The following is a 17,565-nucleotide window of genomic DNA, read 5'->3' as shown; positions in this document are numbered from 1 at the left end:
CCCTTCTCAGGAGGACTGATGTCGAACACCGCACCCTCGACCACCGATGCACCGGCCCGTACCGCCACCAAGCGGACGATCCTGATGTGCAAGCCGGACTTCTACACGGTGAGCTACCGGATCAACCCGTGGATGCACCCGGAGGAGCCGACCGACACGTCGAAGGCCGTCGCCCAGTGGCAGACGCTCGTCGACGTGTACGAGCAGCTCGGCTTCGACATCTCGTACATCGACCCCATCGACGGCCTGCCGGACATGGTCTACGCGGCCAACGGCGGGTTCGTCCTCGACGGCATCGCCTACGGCGCGAAGTTCCAGTACCCGGAGCGCCAGCCCGAGGGCCCGGCGTACATGGACTGGTTCCGCCAGGCCGGTCTGACCGTCGCGGAGCCCGAGCAGACGAACGAGGGCGAGGGCGACTTCCTGCTCATCGGGAACACGATCTTCGCCGGCACCGGCTTCCGCTCGGACAGCACCTCGCACGACGAGCTCGCGGCGATCTACGGCCGCGAGGTCGTCACCCTGAAGCTCATCAACCCGAGCTTCTACCACCTGGACACCGCCATCGCCGTGCTCGACCCCGAGCCCGACGCTTCCGGCCGGTCGAACATCGCGTACCTCGAGAGCGCCTTCGACGAACCGTCGCTGGCGATCCTGCGCGAGCGGTTCCCGGACGCGATCATCGCGACGGAAGAGGACGCCGCGATCCTCGGCCTGAACTCGTACTCCGACGGGTACAACGTCGTGATCGCCGCACGCGCGACCACGTTCGCGACGCAGCTCAAGGAGAAGGGCTACAACCCGATCGGCGTGGACCTGTCCGAGCTCCTGCTCGGCGGCGGCGGCGTGAAGTGCTGCACGCTCGACCTGCACCCGGTCGGCACCGGCACCTCGGTCGCGCGGGGCGCCTGATGCCCAGCGCGCTGGGGACGAACACGGCCGCCGCGCTCGCCGTCGAGGAGCGCTCGCTCGCGCACAACTACAGCCCGCTGCCCGTCGTCATCGCGTCGGCCTCCGGCGCGACCGTCACGGACGTCGACGGCAAGCAGTACCTGGACGGCCTCGCCGCTTACTCCGCGGTGAACTTCGGCCACGGCAACCCGCGGCTGCTCGGCGCGGCCCGTGCGCAGCTCGACCGGGTCACGCTGACCAGTCGTGCCTTCGTGAACGACCAGCTCGGCCCGTTCGCGTCGGCGCTCGCCGCGCTGACCGAGACCGAGATGGTCCTGCCGATGAACACCGGTGCCGAGGCGGTGGAGTCCGCGATCAAGGTGTCCCGCGCCTGGGGTTACCGCGTCAAGGGGGTCCCCGCGGACCGCGCGACGATCATCGTGGCGTCGGGGAACTTCCACGGCCGCACCACCACGATCATCTCGTTCTCGGACGACCCGTCCGCCCGCGATGACTTCGGGCCGTACACGCCGGGGTTCCGCACGGTGCCGTACGGCGATGCCGAAGCCCTGCGTGCGGCGATGGACGAGACCGTCGTCGCCGTGCTGCTCGAGCCGATCCAGGGCGAGGGCGGCGTCGTCATCCCGCCGGAGTCCTACCTGCCGGAGGTCCGCACGATCTGCGACGAGTTCGGCGCGCTGTTCGTCGCCGACGAGATTCAGTCGGGCCTCGGCCGCACGGGGCACACGCTCGCGGTGCAGCGCGTCGGGGTCCGCCCCGACCTCATCACGCTCGGCAAGGCGCTCGGCGGCGGCATCGTGCCGGTGTCCGCCGTGGTGGGCTCGCGCGACGTCCTGGGCGTGCTGCGTCCCGGTGAGCACGGTTCGACCTTCGGCGGCAACCCGCTCGCCGCTGCCGTCGGCGCCGAGGTCGTGGCGATGCTCGGCGAGGGCACGTTCCAGCAGCGTGCCCTCGACGGCGAACCGCTCCTGCGTGGCCTGCTCGACGACCTGCTCGGCAACGGGGTCGTCTCGCACCGGGTCGCCGGACTCTGGGCGGGGATCGACATCGACCCTGCGCTCGGCACCGGCAAGGCGATCTCGAAGGACCTCGCCGACCGCGGGTTGCTCGTGAAGGACACCCACGGCTCGACGATCCGCTTCGCCCCGCCGTTGGTCGTCACCGACGACGAGCTGCGCACGGCCATCGGGACCCTGGCGGACGTCCTCGCCGCGCGCGCCTGACGCTCCCGTCCGACTTCGGAACCAGGTTCCGGACACGACACCGCGTTCTTCCGTGGTGCTGTGTCCGGAACCTGGTTCCGGCCGTCACACCGCCCAGCGCGCCGCCAACTCGTCCATCAGGCCGTCAAGCCGCTCGTCGACGACCTGCTCCTCGGGGTGCGCCTCGAACCACGCGATGACCTCGCGCACGCCCTGCCGGTAGGGGGTCCGCGGCCGGTACCACGGCACGAACGACCGGACCTTGCTGTTGTCGAACACCGAGCTGTTTGCCTTGTCGCCGAGCAGTGCCGCACCCCACTCAGAATCGGCGGCAGCGATGGCGTCCGCTGGCACGTGCACGATCCGCAGGTCATCCACACCCGCCGCCGCCGCGATCTCGTGCGCGATGGCGTTCCACGTCGGCGCCTCGTCGCTCGTGATCGTGAAGGCCTCACCGATCGCCGACGCGTTGTCGAGCAGCCCGGTGAACCCGACCGCGAAGTCACGGCTGTGCGTCAGCGTCCACAGCGAAGTGCCGTCACCGGTGATGATGATCGGCTTGCCGGCACGCATCCGTGCCACCGCAGTCCACCCGCCCGTCAACGGCAGCTTCGTCTCGTCGTAGGTGTGCGACGGCCGCACGATCGTCACCGGGAAGTCCTGCTCCCGGTACGCCTCCATCAGCAGTTCCTCGCACGCGATCTTGTCGCGCGAGTACTGCCAGTACGGGTTCTTCAGCGGCGTCGACTCCGTGATCGGCAGGTGCGTCGCCGGCGTCTGGTAGGCCGAGGCCGAGCTGATGAACACGTACTGCCGCGTCCGCCCGGCGAAGAAGTCGATGTCGGCCTGCACCTGGTCCGGCGTGAAGGCGATCCAGTTCACGACCACGTCGAAGTGGCGGTCGCCGAGTGCGTCCGCCAGGGCGCTGCGGTCCGACACGTCGGCCTGGAGGCGCGTCACACCCTCCGGGATCGGCCTGCCCCCGGTGGTCCCCCGGTTCAGGACCGTGACGTCGTGGCCCTGTTCCGTCGCCTCCCGCACGCAGGAGGCGCTGATCACGCCGCTCCCGCCGATGAACAACACGCTCGCTCCGGTCATGGATGCTCCCTCGCTCTCCGCGGCGCAGCACTGCGCCGTCGTCCCATGTGATCCTGCACCGTCCCGGCCGACTACCGTCACGGTTCGGGTCGCACCGATGCGCCCCACGACAGGAGTGACACGCACATGGAGTACCGCTACCTCGGCAACTCGGGCCTCAAGGTCTCCGAGATCACCTACGGCAACTGGCTCACCCACGCCTCCCAGGTCGAGAACGACGCGGCGATCGCCTGCGTCCGGGCAGCCCTCGAGGTCGGCATCTCGACGTTCGACACCGCCGATGTCTACGCCAACACCGGCGCGGAGACCGTCCTCGGCGAAGCCCTCAAAGGGGAGCGTCGCCAGTCCCTCGAGATCGCCACGAAGGTCTTCGGGCCGACCGGTCCCAAGGGGCACAACGACACCGGGTTGTCCCGCAAGCACATCCTCGAGTCGATCGACGGCTCGCTCGGCCGCCTGCAGACCGACTACGTCGACCTGTACCAGGCACACCGGTTCGACCACGAGACCCCGCTCGAGGAGACGATGCAGGCCTTCGCCGACATCGTCCGTCAGGGCAAGGTCCTGTACGTCGGCGTCAGCGAGTGGACCGCGGACCAGCTGCGTGCCGGCGCCGCCCTGGCGAAGGAGCTCGGCTTCCAGCTCATCTCGAACCAGCCGCAGTACTCGGCACTGTGGCGGGTCATCGAGGACGAGGTCGTGCCGACCTCGAAGGAGCTCGGCATCTCGCAGATCGTCTGGTCGCCCATCGCCCAGGGTGTGCTGACCGGCAAGTACCAGCCGGGTCAGCCGCTGCCCGAGGGCTCACGTGCCACCGACGACAAGGGCGGCGCCGACATGATCAAGCGGTTCATGCGCGACGAAGTGCTGTCCGCGGTGCAGGAGCTCGAGCCGATCGCGAAGGAGCTCGACCTGTCGATGGCGCAGCTCGCCGTCGCCTGGGTGCTGCAGAACGAGAACGTCGCGAGTGCGATCATCGGGGCGTCGCGCCCGGAGCAGGTGCACGACAACGCGGGTGCTGCCGGCGTCACGATCCCGGCGGAGCTGCTCAGTCGGATCGACGATGCCCTCGGCGCCGTGGTCGAGCGTGACCCGGCGAAGACGAACGACAGCAGCCCGAAGACCCGCGAGGCCTGAGTCCGGCGGCCGGCAGGCGGGCGCGCGCCCACGCCGCACCGCTCAGACAACGGAAAAGGCCCCCTGCCGAAGCAGGGGGCCTTCACCGGTGGCTGGACACGGCATCGATCCGTGGACCTTTCGATTTTCAGTCGAACGCTCTACCAACTGAGCTATCCAGCCGTGGCGACCCTGACGGGACTTGAACCCGCGACCTCCGCCGTGACAGGGCGGCACGCTAACCAGCTGCGCTACAGGGCCATGTTGTGTTGTGGGTACTGCGTGTTGTGGGTACTGCGTGTTGTGTCTTGCTGTGGTGTTGCTCAGTACTACTTGCTCGCTCACTCGGAGAGTGACCCCAACGGGATTCGAACCCGTGCTGCCGCCGTGAAAGGGCGGTGTCCTAGGCCACTAAACGATAGGGCCGCAAGTGGTGCTTCGCGCTACCGGTTGACAAGCATACGGATGCCCCCGGGGTTTCACAAATCGGGCCGCGTTCGCCCGGAATCCCCGGCGTGTCGCACCCACTCGGCACGGGGCGCCGAGGTTGCGGTGCGAGCATCGTCGTCGGCCGCCGTCCCTCGTCCGAGGGGCTGTGGTGCTGCGACTCCTGTTGTTACTGTTGCGTCTGTTAACAGTGTTACGTGCGTGAGCCTTGCCGCGCTGTTACGAAATCGAGATACATGTCGACCTCACCTTCGCTCTCCCTCCGCAACCGCAGCCGCCTCGTCGCCGCCGCGGTCGCCATCGCGCTCGCGGGCAGTACCCTCGCGGTCCTCGCCCCGGCGACGTCGGCCAGCGCAGCGAGCTACCCGAGCTGGGCCGAGGTGCAGAAGGCCAAGTCCTCGACGAGCGCGCAGCAGGCGAAGGTCTCCGAGATCAAGTCGCTCATCTCGTCGCTGGAGTCCGAGGCCGCCGCCAAGCAGAAGGCCGCACAGGCCGCGGGCGAGGCGTACCAAGCGGCGCAGAACAAGTACGACGAGGCGACCCTCACGCAGAAGTCGCTGCAGTCCCAGGCGGACGAGGCCGACCAGACCGCCGGGCAGTCCGAGGAGCAGGCCGGTCAGCTCGCCGCGCAGCTCGGTCGGGCCAGCGCCAACGACGTGACGACCGACATCCTGACCCACCCGTCGGACTCCGGTGACCTGCTCTACGAACTCGGCGCCATGTCGAAGCTCAGCGAACAGGCCGACGGCATCTACTCACAGGCGTCGCAGGACCGCGGCGTCGCGCAGGGTCTCGCCGACAAGGCCGACCGTGCGAAGAACGCTCTCGGTGACCTCGCTGCGGCGGCGGAGTCGAAGATGCAGCAGGCCCAGGGCGCTGCCGACGCGGCACAGACCGCCGTCGACGCGCAGAACGACAACCAGACGCGGCTCGAGGCGCAGCTCACCGCCCTCACCACGAAGCAGCGCGGCGTCGAGGCCGACTACCGCAAGGGCGTCGCCGCCGAGAAGGCACGACAGGCCCGCATCGCGGCCGCAGCAGCCAAGGCAGCCGCGAAGGCCGCGGCGACGAGCCAGGGCGGCACCGGCGGCGGCAGCGCGAACTCCGCCGGGTGGGTCCGGCCGGCCGGCGGCTTCCAGACCAGCGGCTACGGCATCCGCGTCGACCCGTACACGCACTACACGGCACTGCACGCCGGCGTCGACCTCGCCCCCGCCTGCTACGCCCCGATCTACGCGGCACACGACGGCACCGTGACCTTCGCGGGCAACGGCGGCGGCTACGGCAACGAGGTCATCCTCGACAACGGCGGCGACATCTCGACGGCCTACGGGCACATCGTCGACGGCGGCATCATGGTCGCGAACGGCCAGCACGTCACCGCCGGGCAGCAGATCGCCAAGATCGGTTCGACCGGCTGGTCGACCGGGTGCCACCTCCACTTCGAGACCCGGATCAACGGTGCTGCCGTCGACCCGGTCCCCTTCATGGCAGCGCGGGGGATCTCGGTATGAGCATCAGCGCAGCCGGGATGCGTTGACCCCGCCATGATCCTGTCCGCTCGCTCGTTCTCCTGCGGGATCGTCACCGTCGCCGTGCTCGGCATCGGGCTGTCGGTCGTCGTCGCAGGACCCGCTCAGGCTGCGCCGTCGGCACCGTCCTGGGACGACGTCAAGGCAGCGAAGTCGGATGCCGCCGACGCGCAGCAGACGGTGGACGAGCTGAGCGACCGCCTGACCTCGCTGCAGGCCACCGCGGACCGTGCCGGCGTCGTCGAGCAGCAGGCCGGGCAGGCGTACGCCCTGGCCGCCTCGCAGCAGCAGGAGGCAAAGGACACCCTCGCCGACCTCGCCGCGCAGTCGAAGCGCGCGAAGGGCAAGGCGGACGACTCCGCCGGCCAGGTGGCAGCGCTCGTGGTCGAGCTGTCCCGCACCGGCGGCGGCGACCTGTCGACGACGATGCTCACGGACGCGTCCGACTCCGGGGACCTGCTCTACCGGGTCGGCACGATGTCGCACCTGTCCGAGCGGTCGGCGACGATCCTGGCCCAGGCCCGGTCCGACCAGAAGACGGTGGACTCGCTCGCCGACCAGCAGGCCGTCGCGACGACCGCACTGAGCAAGGCGACCGAGGCGACCAAGACCGCCTTCGCCACCGCCAACGACGTCTCCGCCGACGCCCAGGCCCGGGTGCAGAAGCAGCAGGACCAGCAGGACGAGGTCCTCCGTCAGCTCGCGTACCTCAAGGGCACGAGCGTCGCGACGGAGAGCGCGTACTGGAGTGCCCAGCAGGCGAAGGCGGCCGAGACCGCCCTGGCCGCGCAGACGAGCAGCACCAGCGGCGGCGGCAACAGCAACAGCAACAACAGCAGCAGCGACAGCGGCAACACGGGCGGCGGCAGCGCCAGCGGCGGCACCGGCACCTCCACGAGCCCGAGCACCGGCGGCGGCACGAGCACCAGCCCGAACACCGGCTCCGGCAGCGGCACGACCACCCCGTCCAAGCCGAGCACCCCGGCAGCACCCGCTCCGGCTCCCGCTCCTGCTCCCGCGAAGCCCAGCACCCCCACCCCGTCGAAGCCGAGCACCCCGGCGCCCACGACCCCGGCACCCGCCCCGAGCAGCCCCTCGAAGGCCGCCGGCGCGATCTCGTACGCCCGTGGCCAGCTCGGCAAGCCCTACGTCCTCGGTGGCGCCGGCCCGAACACCTGGGACTGCTCCGGTCTGGTGATGATGGCGTACAGCTCGCAGGGCATCGCGACCGGCGGCCACAACGTCGTCTGGCAGTACAACTACTTCGGTTCGATCGGCCGCCTCGTGCCGCTCTCGCAGCGCCAGCCTGGCGACATCCTCTTCTACTCGTCGAACGGAACCGCTTCAGGCGGTTACCACGACTCGATCTACACCGGCAACGGGATGATGGTCGAAGCGGCGCGACCGGGTGTCGGCGTCGTCGAGCGTGCGGTCTGGACTCCCAGCCAGCTCCTGCCCTACGTCGCCCGCCCGAGCGGCTCCCTGTAGCGAGCACGAGCACGAGCACGAGCACGAACACGAGCAAGAACACAGAACGGCGCCCGCCCTCCGAATGGAGAGCGGGCGCCGTTCTGTGTCAGAGGAGCGTCAGTGACCGGCGGGCACGTAGGCTGCCTGGCCGGCCTGCACGATCGCCTCGGCCTCGGCGGCGTCGCCCCAGCCCTCGGCCTTGACCCACTTGTTCGGCTCGAGGTCCTTGTAGCGCTCGAAGAAGTGCGCGATCTCGGCCTTCGTCTGGTCGTCGACGTCCGAGATGTCCTGGATGTGCGTCCAGCGCGGGTCCTTCGCGGGGACCACGAGGACCTTCTCGTCCTTGCCGGCCTCGTCGCTCATCTTGAAGACGCCGACCGGACGGACCTTGACGCCCACACCGGGGAACGTCGGGAACTCGAGCAGCAGCAGCGCGTCCACGGGGTCACCGTCGTCGGCCAGGGTCTTCTCGAAGAAGCCGTAGTCGGTCGGGTAGACGAACGACGTGAACAGCACGCGGTCGAGGTAGACACGACCGGTCTCGTGGTCCACCTCGTACTTGTTGCGGCTGCCCTTGGGGATCTCGACGACGACGTCGTACGCGGCCATGTCTGCACTCCTGGTGTGTCGGTGGGGCTGTCGGTGGTCCCGAGAGCGCGGCTAACGTTACCGGGTGAACTCTCCGCGTCCCCGGCTGGACCCTGCCGTCGCCGAGACCCGGCTGGCGGTCCGCGACCTGCTCGCCACCGCGCTCGACGACGGCGTCGTCGCCGCGGGTGACCTCGTCCTGGTCGCGCTGAGCGGCGGGCCGGACTCGCTCGCGCTCGCCGCGGCCACCGCGTTCGAGGCGGGCAAGCAGGGGCTCCGAGCCGGGGCGGTGGTCGTCGACCACGCGCTCCAGGCGGGCTCCGAGGCGGTCGCGAGCCGCGCCTCCCGGCAGGCGTCCGAGCTGGGACTGGACCCGGTCGAGGTCCGCAGGGTCGCGGTCGGCTCCGATGGTGGTCCGGAGGGCGCCGCCCGGGAGGCCCGCCACGCGTCGATCGCGCAGGTCGCCTCCGCCACCGGGTCGCGTCTCGTGCTGCTGGGACACACCCTGGACGACCAGGCCGAGACGGTGCTGCTCGGCCTGCTGCGCGGCAGCGGGCCGGACAGCCTGTCCGGCATGCAGCCGCTGGCGCGACGGACCGAGGGGCCCGCCTACGGGCGGCCGCTGCTCGCCGTCCGGCGGCACACGACGCGACAGGCGTGCGCCGCTGCCGGGCTGGCGCCGTGGCACGACCCGCAGAACGACGACCCCACGTACGCTCGTGTCCGCGTGCGGAACGCGCTCATGCCGGTGCTGGAGCGCGAACTCGGCGCGGGGGTCCCCGAGGCGCTGGCGCGGACGGCCGACCAGCTGCGCGAGGACTCGGCGGCCCTCGACCACTTCGCGGAAGAGATGGCGGAGGACATCGCCGAACACTCCGAGGCCGGCATCTCGCTGTCCGTGCGCGCTCTCGGGGCGAACCCGCCCGCGCTCCGGCAGCGACTCGTGCGGCTGGCGGTGGAGAGCGAGTTCGGCGTGACGCTGTCGCGCGTGCAGACGCTCGAGGTCTGCCGGCTCGTCACCGACTGGAGCGGGCAGGGGCCGATCGACCTGCCGGGCGTCCGGGCGTCGCGATCCGGTGACCGCCTGTCGTTCAGTGCCGGTTAGGCTGGACCGGTGGAACTCTCCGACGTCCAGGCAGACCTGTCCGAAGTCCTCTTCACCCCCGAGCAGATCGACGACAAGCTCGCCGAACTCGCGGCGGTCGTCGACGCCGACTACGCGGGTCGTGACCCCCTGCTCGTCGGTGTCCTGAAGGGCGCCGTCATGGTGATGGCGGACTTCTCGCGGCACCTCAAGATGCAGGCGCGGATGGACTGGATGGCGGTGTCGTCGTACGGCTCCGGCACGAAGTCGTCCGGTGTGGTGCGGATCCTCAAGGACCTCGACACCGACCTGCACGGCCGTGACGTCCTGATCGTCGAGGACATCATCGACTCCGGCCTGACGCTGTCGTGGCTGAAGCAGAACCTGCAGTCCCGCGGTGCTGCGAGCGTCGAGATCGTCGCCCTGCTGCGCAAGCCCGAGGCCGCCAAGGTCGAGGTCGACGTGAAGTACGTGGGCTTCGACATCCCGGACGAGTTCGTGGTCGGCTACGGCCTGGACTACGACGAGCGCTACCGGAACCTGCGCGGCGTGGGCGTCCTGGCGCCCCACGTGTACTCGTAACCCGTTCAGGGTGTGCTTGCCTCGGGTTGAGTTCGCCCGCAGAGGACACCCATTCTCGCCACAGAGTCGCAGCCGTATGCTGACCTGCACGCAACTTCGGCAGAGAAAGGTGTCGGGCATCTGCGCCCGGATCACATGAACTTCAAGCGCATCTTCCGCGGCCCGTACCTCTACGTGCTGATCGCGCTGGCGGGCATCTTCATCGGCTGGAGCGTCATCAGCCAGGGCAGCACGACCGAGATCAGCACCCAGAAGGGCCTCGAGCAGCTCGCCGACAGCAAGGTGTCGTCCGCGATCGTCAACTCCACCGAGCAGCGGGTCGACCTGACGCTCCGTGACGGCGACAAGCAGGAGCAGTTCTACTACTCCACGCCCCGTGGCGAAGAGGTCATCCAGGCCGTCAACGACGCCAACCTGCCCAAGGGCTACGACGACCGCGTGCAGCAGGGCAACTGGTTCCTGTCGCTCCTCGGCATCCTGCTGCCCTTCCTGATCATCGGGGCCCTGTTCTGGTTCCTGCTCTCGAGCGCCCAGGGCGGCGGCTCGAAGGTCATGCAGTTCGGCAAGTCGAAGGCCAAGATCAACAACAAGGAGAACCCGCAGGTGTCGTTCGCCGACGTCGCGGGCTCCGACGAGGCGATCGAGGAACTCCACGAGATCAAGGAGTTCCTGAAGGAGCCGGCGAAGTTCCAGGCCGTCGGCGCCAAGATCCCGAAGGGCGTGCTGCTGTACGGCCCTCCCGGAACCGGCAAGACCCTGCTCGCCCGCGCCGTCGCTGGCGAGGCCGGCGTGCCGTTCTACTCGATCTCCGGTTCGGACTTCGTCGAGATGTTCGTCGGTGTCGGTGCGAGCCGTGTCCGTGACCTCTTCGAGCAGGCCAAGGCGAACTCGCCGGCCATCGTCTTCATCGACGAGATCGACGCCGTCGGCCGCCACCGTGGTGCCGGCATCGGCGGTGGCAACGACGAGCGCGAGCAGACGCTCAACCAGCTGCTCGTCGAGATGGACGGCTTCGACGGCAAGACGAACGTCATCCTGATCGCGGCGACGAACCGTCCCGACGTGCTCGACCCCGCCCTGCTCCGTCCGGGCCGCTTCGACCGTCAGATCGGTGTCGACGCCCCCGGCATGGCCGGCCGCAAGCAGATCCTCGAGGTGCACGCGAAGGGCAAGCCGCTCGCCGCGAGCGTCGACCTCGAACTGCTCGCCCGCAAGACGCCCGGGTTCACCGGTGCCGACCTGGCGAACGTCCTGAACGAGGCCGCGCTGCTGACCGCCCGGTCGAACGCGCAGCTCATCGACAACCGTGCCCTCGACGAGGCCGTCGACCGTGTGATGGCGGGACCGCAGCGCCGGACCCGGATCATGTCCGACCAGGAACGCCTCATCACCGCGTACCACGAGGGCGGCCACGCCCTGGCGGCTGCGGCGATGCGGCACACCGACCCGGTCACGAAGATCACGATCCTGCCGCGCGGCCGTGCCCTCGGGTACACGATGGTGCTCCCGCTCGAGGACAAGTACTCGGTCACCCGCAACGAGCTGCTCGACCAGCTCACCTACGCCATGGGTGGTCGCGTCGCCGAGGAGATCGTGTTCCACGACCCCACCACCGGCGCCTCGAACGACATCGAGAAGGCCACCGGCACCGCACGCAAGATGGTCACCGAGTACGGCATGAGCCAGGCCGTCGGGTCCGTCAAGCTCGGTTCCGGGTCGAGCGAGCCGTTCGTCGGCCGTGACATGAGCGGCGGGACCGGGCGCGACTACTCGGAGAACATCGCCCAGACCGTCGACGCCGAGACCCGTGCGCTGCTCGAGGCCGCGCACAACGAGGCCTACCAGGTGCTCAACGACAACCGCGACATCCTCGACCGCCTGGCCGGGGAGCTCCTCGAGAAGGAGACGCTCGACGCCCCGGAGCTCGTGGAGATCTTCAAGGACGTCCGCAAGCTGCCGGAGCGCCCGCAGTGGCTCTCCAGCGACAAGCGTCCGGTGAGCAACCTGCCCGCGATCGACGTGCCCGGACAGGCCGCCTCGACCGCAGCCGACCAGACGGACAGCGAGTCGACCTCGAAGACCCGTCGTCGCCCGTTCGGCAACCCGGGTATCGCCCCGGCGTAGGGGGCCGGCATGACCGACCTGCCGACGAGGCGTGCTCGTCAGCTCGACACCCGCGGCGGTCCCGTCCAGGACCGCACGCGGGTGTTGGGCATCCTCAACGTCACGCCGGACTCGTTCAGCGACGGCGGCCTGCACCAGGCCTACGACGCCGCGGTGCAGCACGCACGCGACCTGGTCGCCGCGGGGGCCGACATCGTCGACGTCGGTGGTGAGTCGACGCGGCCGGGCTCCGAGCGCGTGCCCGTGCCCGTCGAGCAGGAACGGGTGCTGCCGGTCGTGCAGCAGCTCGTCGCCGAGGGCATCCCGGTCAGCATCGACACCATGAACGCCTCGACCGCCGAACGGGCCGTCGAGCTCGGCGCCGCGATCGTGAACGACGTCTCCGGTGGCCTGGCCGACCCGGACATGGCCCGCGTGGTGGCCTCGACCGGGGCCGGGTTCGTGGTCATGCACTGGCGTGGCCACAGCGACCGGATGTACCGGAACGCCGAGTACGTGCACGCCGTCGACGAGGTCCGGCGCGAGGTCGAGATGCGCGTCGCCGAACTCATCGTGCTCGGTGTGCGCCAGGAGCAGGTCGTCATCGACCCGGGCCTCGGTTTCGCCAAGCAGGGCGTGCAGAACTGGGAAATCCTGGCCGGGTACGAGCGGTTCGCCTCGATCGGACTCCCCGTGCTCGTCGCCGCATCACGCAAGCGGTTCCTGGACGGCGTCGGCAGCCCCGAGGGCGCCCCGCCGAAGGACCGCGACCTCGCCACCGCCGCCATCAGCCTGCTCGCCGCCGAACGCGGCGCGTGGGGTGTGCGCGTGCACGATCCGGCACCGACCCGTGCCGTGCTCGACGTCTGGGACGCCTGGAGGGCAGCTCGCTCGTGAACGACATCATCCGCCTCGTCGGGGTCCGCGCACGCGGCCATCACGGGGTCTTCGACCACGAGCGTGCCGACGGTCAGGACTTCGTCGTCGACGTCGCCGTGGAGCTGGACGCCCGAGCGGCCTCGGGCAGCGACGACCTCGACAACACGGTCCACTACGGCGTGCTCGCCGAACAGGTCGTCGCCGAGATCGAACGCGACCCGGTCGACCTGATCGAGACCCTGGCCGAGCGCATCGCGGCCGCGGTGCTCACCCACCGTGCGGCCCTGGCGACCGAGGTCACCGTGCACAAGCCGCAGGCACCCATCACCGTGCCGTTCACCGACGTCTCGATCACCATCCGGCGGGTCCGGAGCGCGACCGGTCCCGACGAGGAAGCAGCGTGAGCCGCGTCGTCGTCGCGCTCGGCGCCAACCTCGGCGACCGGGGGAGCACCCTCCGCGCGGCTGCCCAGGCGGTCGCGGACCTGCCCGGCGTGCACCCGGTGGCGTCGAGCCACGAGGTCGAGTCGGTCGCCGTCACCCTGGACGGGCGCGACGACTCCAAGCCGCGGTACCGCAACGCCGTCGTGGTCGTCGACACCGACCTCGAGCCGCAGGCGTTCCTCGACGCCCTGCACGGCATCGAGGACGAGCACGGCCGCACCCGCGACGTCCGCTGGGGCGACCGCACCCTCGACCTCGACGTCGTCGCCGTGGGCGACCTGCGCATCGACACCGCCACGCTGACCGTGCCGCACCCCCGCGCCGCCGAGCGGGCCTTCGTGCTCGCACCGTGGCTCGACGCGGACCCCGCGGCCGTCCTGCCCGGCGCCGGACCGGTGGCCGACCTGCTCGCCGCCGTGGGGGACGACACCGAGCGTGTCGACGAGCCGCGCCTGTTCGCGGACGTGCACCGGGCCTCCCGGTCGACGACGGACACCGCGACCAGCGCGACCGCCGTGAGCGAAGGGGCCGTGACCAGCCCGTGAAGCCGACCCGTCTCTCCACCCTGTTCAGCATCGCCGTCGTCACCGCGGTGGCCGGTTTCGCGGTCGACGCCGTGCTGGCCTCGCACCAGTCGCCGACGCTGCTGCTGTCGGTGCCGCTGGGCATCACGCTCGCGTTCATCGGCGTCGCCGTGGTGCTCATGGCGCGACCGGTCCGTCGGCACGCCCGTGACGGCGTCGGACGACTGCGCCCGGTCGACCCGCTCTACGCGACCCGGGTGGTCGTGCTCGCGAAGGCCTCGAGCATCTGCGGCTCGCTGTTCGGCGGCTTCTCCGTCGGGCTCGTCGTGTACCTGCTGACCCGCTCCGTGACGCCTTCGCTAGGCTCGACCCTGCCGAACGTGATCGCCGTCGCCGGCGGGATCGTCCTGACGGTCTGCGCACTCGTGGCAGAGCGCATGTGCGTCGCACCCCCGGGTGACGACGACGAGCCGGGTGGCCCCCGGGGCGGCACGACGGCGAACTGACCCGAGCGCACCCCGCACGACGGCGAACTGACCCGAGCACACCACCTGGAGGCCCGCGATGGCGCGTGAACGACTCGACGAGTCGGGCCTCGGCCTGACCGGCATCGACTGGACGCGGGTGTCGTCGAAGCTGGTGTGGACCGAGCTCATCACGACCCTGGTGATCGGGGTCGTGGTGAGCGCCGGCCTGGTGCTCATCGGGGTCGCGAACGACGGGTTCAACTCCGGTGCCGGCCTCGTCTGGATCCTCATCGGTGCGGCGGCGTTCGTCGCCACGCTGATCACCGCTGCGCTGACGCCCCGCCGGGTCCGCGCGATCGGCTACGCCCTGCGCGACGACGACCTGGTGGTCCGACGCGGCCTGATGTGGCAACGCTTCACGGCCGTGCCGTACGGGCGCATGCAGTTGGTCGACGTGGCTCGCGGTCCGCTCGACCGGGCGCTCGGCATGAGCGAGCTGAAGTTCGTCACCGCTGCAGCCGCGACGAACGTGCGCATCCCCGGCATCCCCGCCACCGACGCCGACGAGCTGCGCGACCGGCTCGTCGAGCTCGCCGAGTCCCGCCGCGCCGGCCTGTAGGACCCGCGGTGACCTTCCGACCCGGCCCGCCGCCGCCCGCCCCGCCCACGCGTGGGAACGCCGCGGCCGCCGCGCCCCTGACCGACGGTGAGTGGCACCGCCTGCACCCGCTGACCCCGCTGCTCAAGGGCGGGATCTTCCTGATCGTCATCCTCGGCTACGTGCTGAACAGCCTGCGCGACCAGCTCGTCGAGTTCTTCATCCCCGGTGGTGAGCAGCAGGACGGCGACCCGGTCCGCTACGTCTACGAGCACGGCGTCGTCGGCTGGGTGCTGCTCGGCGTCGCGGTGTTCCTGCTCGTGCTGATCGGGCTCTTCTACCTGTCCTGGCGGATGCACGAGTTCCGGGTCACGGGCGAGATCGTCGAGGTCCGGTCCGGCGTGCTGTTCCGGAACCACCGCAAGGCCCGACTCGACCGGATCCAGGGCATCAACATCTCGCGTCCGCTCATCCCGCGGCTGTTCGGCACGGCGAAGCTCGAGATCGCGCAGGCCGGCAACGACGCCAACGTGCAGCTCGCCTACCTCGGGGTGAAGGCCGCCGACGACCTGCGGCTGCGCATCCTCGTGCTCGCCTCGGGTGCGAAGGACGACGACCGCGGCAGTGGTCCGTCCCGCGCGTCGAACGGGCTGCTGCAGGACCGCGTCGACGAGGTGTTCTCGCCCGAGCTCGACCCCGCCGCGGTGCAGGCCACCCGGATCGTCAAGGTCAAGCCCGGTCGGCTGATCGCGTCGATGCTGCTCTCCGGCACGACTGTCGTCATCCTGCTGGTCGTGGCGGCGATGATCGTCAGCGTCGCGCTCACCGGCGAGTACGGGATCCTGCTCGGCCTGTTCCCCGCCGTGATCGGCGCGGGCAGCTACTACGTCCGGAAGTTCTCACGGTCGCTGCAGTACACGATCGCCGAGACCCGCGACGGCATCCGCATCGGGTTCGGGCTCGTCTCCACCTCGAACGAGACGCTCCCGCCCGGTCGCATCCACGCCGTGAGCGTCGCGCAGCCACTGCTCTGGCGGCCGTTCGGGTGGTGGGACATCCGGATCAACCGTGCGACGAACGCCGGCAACGGTGCGTCGACCAACCAGCAGGCCTCGGCGATCGTGCTGCCCGTCGGCACCGCGGCCGACGTCCGCGAGGTCCTCGACATCATCCTGCCCGGGCTCGTCGGCACCGTCGTCGCCGGCCCGGAGGCCTCGCAGGACGCCCTGCGCGAAGGGTCCGCCGAGGCGGTCAGCGTCGTCGACGACAGCCTGACGACCAGCGGCGACGCCGGTGGGTTCGTGCACTCGCCCCGCCGTGGCGCCTGGCTCCGTCCGTTCGCGTTCCGGCGCAACGGGTACCGGTTCGTGCAGGGCGCCGTGCTGCTGCGGCTGGGCGCGGTCTGGCGTTCGCTCGTCATCGTGCCGTTGCCGCGGGTGCAGAGCGTCAAGGTCGAGCAGGGACCGCTCGAGCGTGTGCTGCGGCTCGCCGCCGTGCACGTGCACACCGTCGCGGGGCCGGTGTCGGCGCGTGTCGGCGCGCTCGACGCGCGGGACGCGCAGCGTCTGTGGGCGGAGACCACCCAGCGCGCCGTCGAGGCCGCTGCGGTCGACACGACCCACCGGTGGCGCGAACGGGAGGCCCGCCCCGCGTCCGCCACGCACGCTGCGGACGTGCCCGGGCTCGAGACCCGGGCCCCTGCCGGACCGGACGCGGCGCACCGGCCCAGCACCGTGCCTCCCGGCACCGTGTCTCCTGGCCCCGGGTGGGACGACGTGCCGCCCACCGGAGCCGTCCGGTGAGGGCTGGACGGCTCGGCGTCGGCATCGTCGGCGCCGGACGGGTCGGACCCGTCCTCGGCGCGGCCCTGGCGAACGCGGAGCACGCGGTCGTCGGGGTGACCGCCGTGTCGGAGGAGAGCCGCGACCGCGCCGAGGCCATGCTGCCCGGCGCGCCCGTGCTCGCGACGCCCGACCTGGTCGAGCGGAGCGAACTCGTGCTGCTCGCGGTGCCGGACGACCAGCTGGCCTCACTCGTGCAGGGCCTGGCGGACGCCGGCATCTGGCAGCCGGGGCAGCTCGTCGTGCACACCAGCCCGGACCACGGCGTCGGTGTCCTCGCTCCGGCGATGGCGGCCGGGGCGATCCCGCTCGCCATCCACCCCGCGATGGCGTTCACGGGCACGAGCGTCGACCTGTCGCGGCTGCGTGACGCCTACTGCGCGGTGACCGCACCGTCGCCCGTGCTGCCCATCGCGCAGGCCCTGGTGGTCGAGATGGGTGCCGAGCCGTTCGTCATCGCCGAGGGGGACCGACCCGCGTACGCCGACGCCGTGCGGGCTGCCGTGAGCTTCTCGACGGCGATCGTCGACCAGTCGGCCGGCACCCTGTCCGGCATCGGGGTCGACCACCCCGGCCGGGTGCTCGGTGCGCTCGTCCGGTCGGCCGTGGACAACGCGCTGACGGCGGCCGACGGGCAGTCGACGCTGTAGCGCGGGCGGCCGCCGGTTCGGGGGCAGGA

Annotated in this window: 17 protein-coding genes and 3 tRNA genes; 15 read left to right on the top strand and 5 right to left on the bottom strand. The window is 70.7% G+C overall.

Translation table 11 applies throughout. From position 1 onward, the window contains the following. Window positions 1–18 precede the first annotated feature (18 nt). Both ddaH and rocD read left to right on the top strand, forming a co-directional pair. The gene (ddaH, locus tag ITJ59_RS02855) at window positions 19–912 is read left to right on the top strand and encodes a dimethylargininase (protein WP_194649614.1); all 894 of its coding nucleotides are present in this window, start codon (window positions 19–21) and stop codon (window positions 910–912) included. Continuing rightward, window positions 912–2,135 (top strand): ornithine--oxo-acid transaminase, encoded by a 1,224-nt coding sequence (gene rocD, locus ITJ59_RS02850; protein ID WP_194649613.1) that lies wholly within the window; start codon window positions 912–914, stop codon window positions 2,133–2,135. Before ddaH ends, rocD begins: the two co-directional genes overlap by 1 nt. A gap of 84 nt (window positions 2,136–2,219) precedes the next feature. Here rocD and ITJ59_RS02845 read toward each other — a convergent pair whose 3' ends face one another. Continuing rightward, the gene (locus ITJ59_RS02845; RefSeq protein ID WP_194649612.1) at window positions 2,220–3,212 is read right to left on the bottom strand and encodes an SDR family oxidoreductase; all 993 of its coding nucleotides are present in this window, start codon (window positions 3,210–3,212) and stop codon (window positions 2,220–2,222) included. Window positions 3,213–3,338: 126 nt separating this feature from the next. Between ITJ59_RS02845 and ITJ59_RS02840 the strand changes: the two genes are divergently transcribed. Next, window positions 3,339–4,349 (top strand): aldo/keto reductase family protein, encoded by a 1,011-nt coding sequence (locus ITJ59_RS02840; RefSeq protein WP_194649611.1) that lies wholly within the window; start codon window positions 3,339–3,341, stop codon window positions 4,347–4,349. An 89-nt stretch (window positions 4,350–4,438) separates the two neighbouring features. Here the strand turns inward: ITJ59_RS02840 and ITJ59_RS02835 are convergent. From ITJ59_RS02835 to ITJ59_RS02825, 3 genes are all read right to left on the bottom strand, one after another. Then, a tRNA-Phe gene (locus tag ITJ59_RS02835) sits at window positions 4,439–4,511 on the bottom strand. Window position 4,512: 1 nt separating this feature from the next. Then, window positions 4,513–4,589: transfer RNA gene (locus ITJ59_RS02830), tRNA-Asp, on the bottom strand. Window positions 4,590–4,681: 92 nt separating this feature from the next. Next, window positions 4,682–4,754: transfer RNA gene (locus tag ITJ59_RS02825), tRNA-Glu, on the bottom strand. 257 nt (window positions 4,755–5,011) lie between these two features. Here ITJ59_RS02825 and ITJ59_RS02820 point away from each other — a divergent pair. Together ITJ59_RS02820 and ITJ59_RS02815 are read left to right on the top strand one after the other, a co-directional pair. Next, complete coding sequence (locus ITJ59_RS02820; RefSeq protein ID WP_194649610.1) at window positions 5,012–6,289, top strand: M23 family metallopeptidase; 1,278 nt, start codon at window positions 5,012–5,014, stop codon at window positions 6,287–6,289. Between the two features lie 33 nt (window positions 6,290–6,322). After that, a complete protein-coding gene (locus tag ITJ59_RS02815; protein ID WP_194649609.1) occupies window positions 6,323–7,795 on the top strand; it encodes an NlpC/P60 family protein in 1,473 nt (490 codons plus the stop codon). Window positions 7,796–7,894: 99 nt separating this feature from the next. On the opposite strand, the gene ITJ59_RS02810 is transcribed toward ITJ59_RS02815, so the two are convergent. Further along, window positions 7,895–8,386, bottom strand: coding sequence for an inorganic diphosphatase (locus ITJ59_RS02810; protein WP_194649608.1), 492 nt, complete (start codon window positions 8,384–8,386; stop codon window positions 7,895–7,897). A 64-nt stretch (window positions 8,387–8,450) separates the two neighbouring features. Between ITJ59_RS02810 and tilS the strand changes: the two genes are divergently transcribed. The 10 genes from tilS to ITJ59_RS02760 all read left to right on the top strand — a co-directional run bounded on the left by tilS (window position 8,451) and on the right by ITJ59_RS02760 (window position 17,536). Continuing rightward, a complete protein-coding gene (tilS, locus tag ITJ59_RS02805; protein ID WP_194649607.1) occupies window positions 8,451–9,470 on the top strand; it encodes a tRNA lysidine(34) synthetase TilS in 1,020 nt (339 codons plus the stop codon). 9 nt (window positions 9,471–9,479) lie between these two features. Beyond that, window positions 9,480–10,031, top strand: coding sequence for a hypoxanthine phosphoribosyltransferase (hpt, locus tag ITJ59_RS02800; protein ID WP_111086933.1), 552 nt, complete (start codon window positions 9,480–9,482; stop codon window positions 10,029–10,031). Between the two features lie 135 nt (window positions 10,032–10,166). Next, window positions 10,167–12,155, top strand: a complete 1,989-nt coding sequence (gene ftsH, locus ITJ59_RS02795) for an ATP-dependent zinc metalloprotease FtsH (protein ID WP_194649606.1) — start codon at window positions 10,167–10,169, stop codon at window positions 12,153–12,155. 9 nt (window positions 12,156–12,164) lie between these two features. Next, window positions 12,165–13,031, top strand: coding sequence for a dihydropteroate synthase (folP, locus tag ITJ59_RS02790; protein ID WP_194649605.1), 867 nt, complete (start codon window positions 12,165–12,167; stop codon window positions 13,029–13,031). Further along, window positions 13,028–13,417, top strand: coding sequence for a dihydroneopterin aldolase (gene folB, locus ITJ59_RS02785; protein WP_194649604.1), 390 nt, complete (start codon window positions 13,028–13,030; stop codon window positions 13,415–13,417). The genes folP and folB overlap by 4 nt, the downstream gene beginning before the upstream one ends. Further along, window positions 13,414–14,001: a 2-amino-4-hydroxy-6-hydroxymethyldihydropteridine diphosphokinase gene (gene folK, locus ITJ59_RS02780; protein ID WP_194649603.1), complete on the top strand. Its 588-nt coding sequence runs from the start codon at window positions 13,414–13,416 to the stop codon at window positions 13,999–14,001. The genes folB and folK overlap by 4 nt, the downstream gene beginning before the upstream one ends. Next, on the top strand, window positions 13,998–14,486 hold the full coding sequence (locus tag ITJ59_RS02775; RefSeq protein ID WP_194649602.1) for a DUF3180 domain-containing protein: 489 nt from the start codon (window positions 13,998–14,000) through the stop codon (window positions 14,484–14,486). Before folK ends, ITJ59_RS02775 begins: the two co-directional genes overlap by 4 nt. Before the next feature lie 58 nt (window positions 14,487–14,544). Further along, entirely contained in the window at window positions 14,545–15,066 is a 522-nt protein-coding gene (locus tag ITJ59_RS02770) for a PH domain-containing protein (protein ID WP_194649601.1), read from the top strand. A gap of 8 nt (window positions 15,067–15,074) precedes the next feature. Next, window positions 15,075–16,847: a PH domain-containing protein gene (locus ITJ59_RS02765; protein WP_194649600.1), complete on the top strand. Its 1,773-nt coding sequence runs from the start codon at window positions 15,075–15,077 to the stop codon at window positions 16,845–16,847. Then, window positions 16,844–17,536: a Rossmann-like and DUF2520 domain-containing protein gene (locus ITJ59_RS02760; RefSeq protein WP_323749379.1), complete on the top strand. Its 693-nt coding sequence runs from the start codon at window positions 16,844–16,846 to the stop codon at window positions 17,534–17,536. The genes ITJ59_RS02765 and ITJ59_RS02760 overlap by 4 nt, the downstream gene beginning before the upstream one ends. Window positions 17,537–17,565: the final 29 nt, after the last annotated feature.

The organism is Curtobacterium sp. VKM Ac-1393, from assembly GCF_015350995.1.
Classification (GTDB): Bacteria; Actinomycetota; Actinomycetes; order Actinomycetales; family Microbacteriaceae; genus Curtobacterium.
Note: the sequence above shows the minus strand (reverse complement) of the source record. Positions and strands in the feature narration are given on the sequence as shown.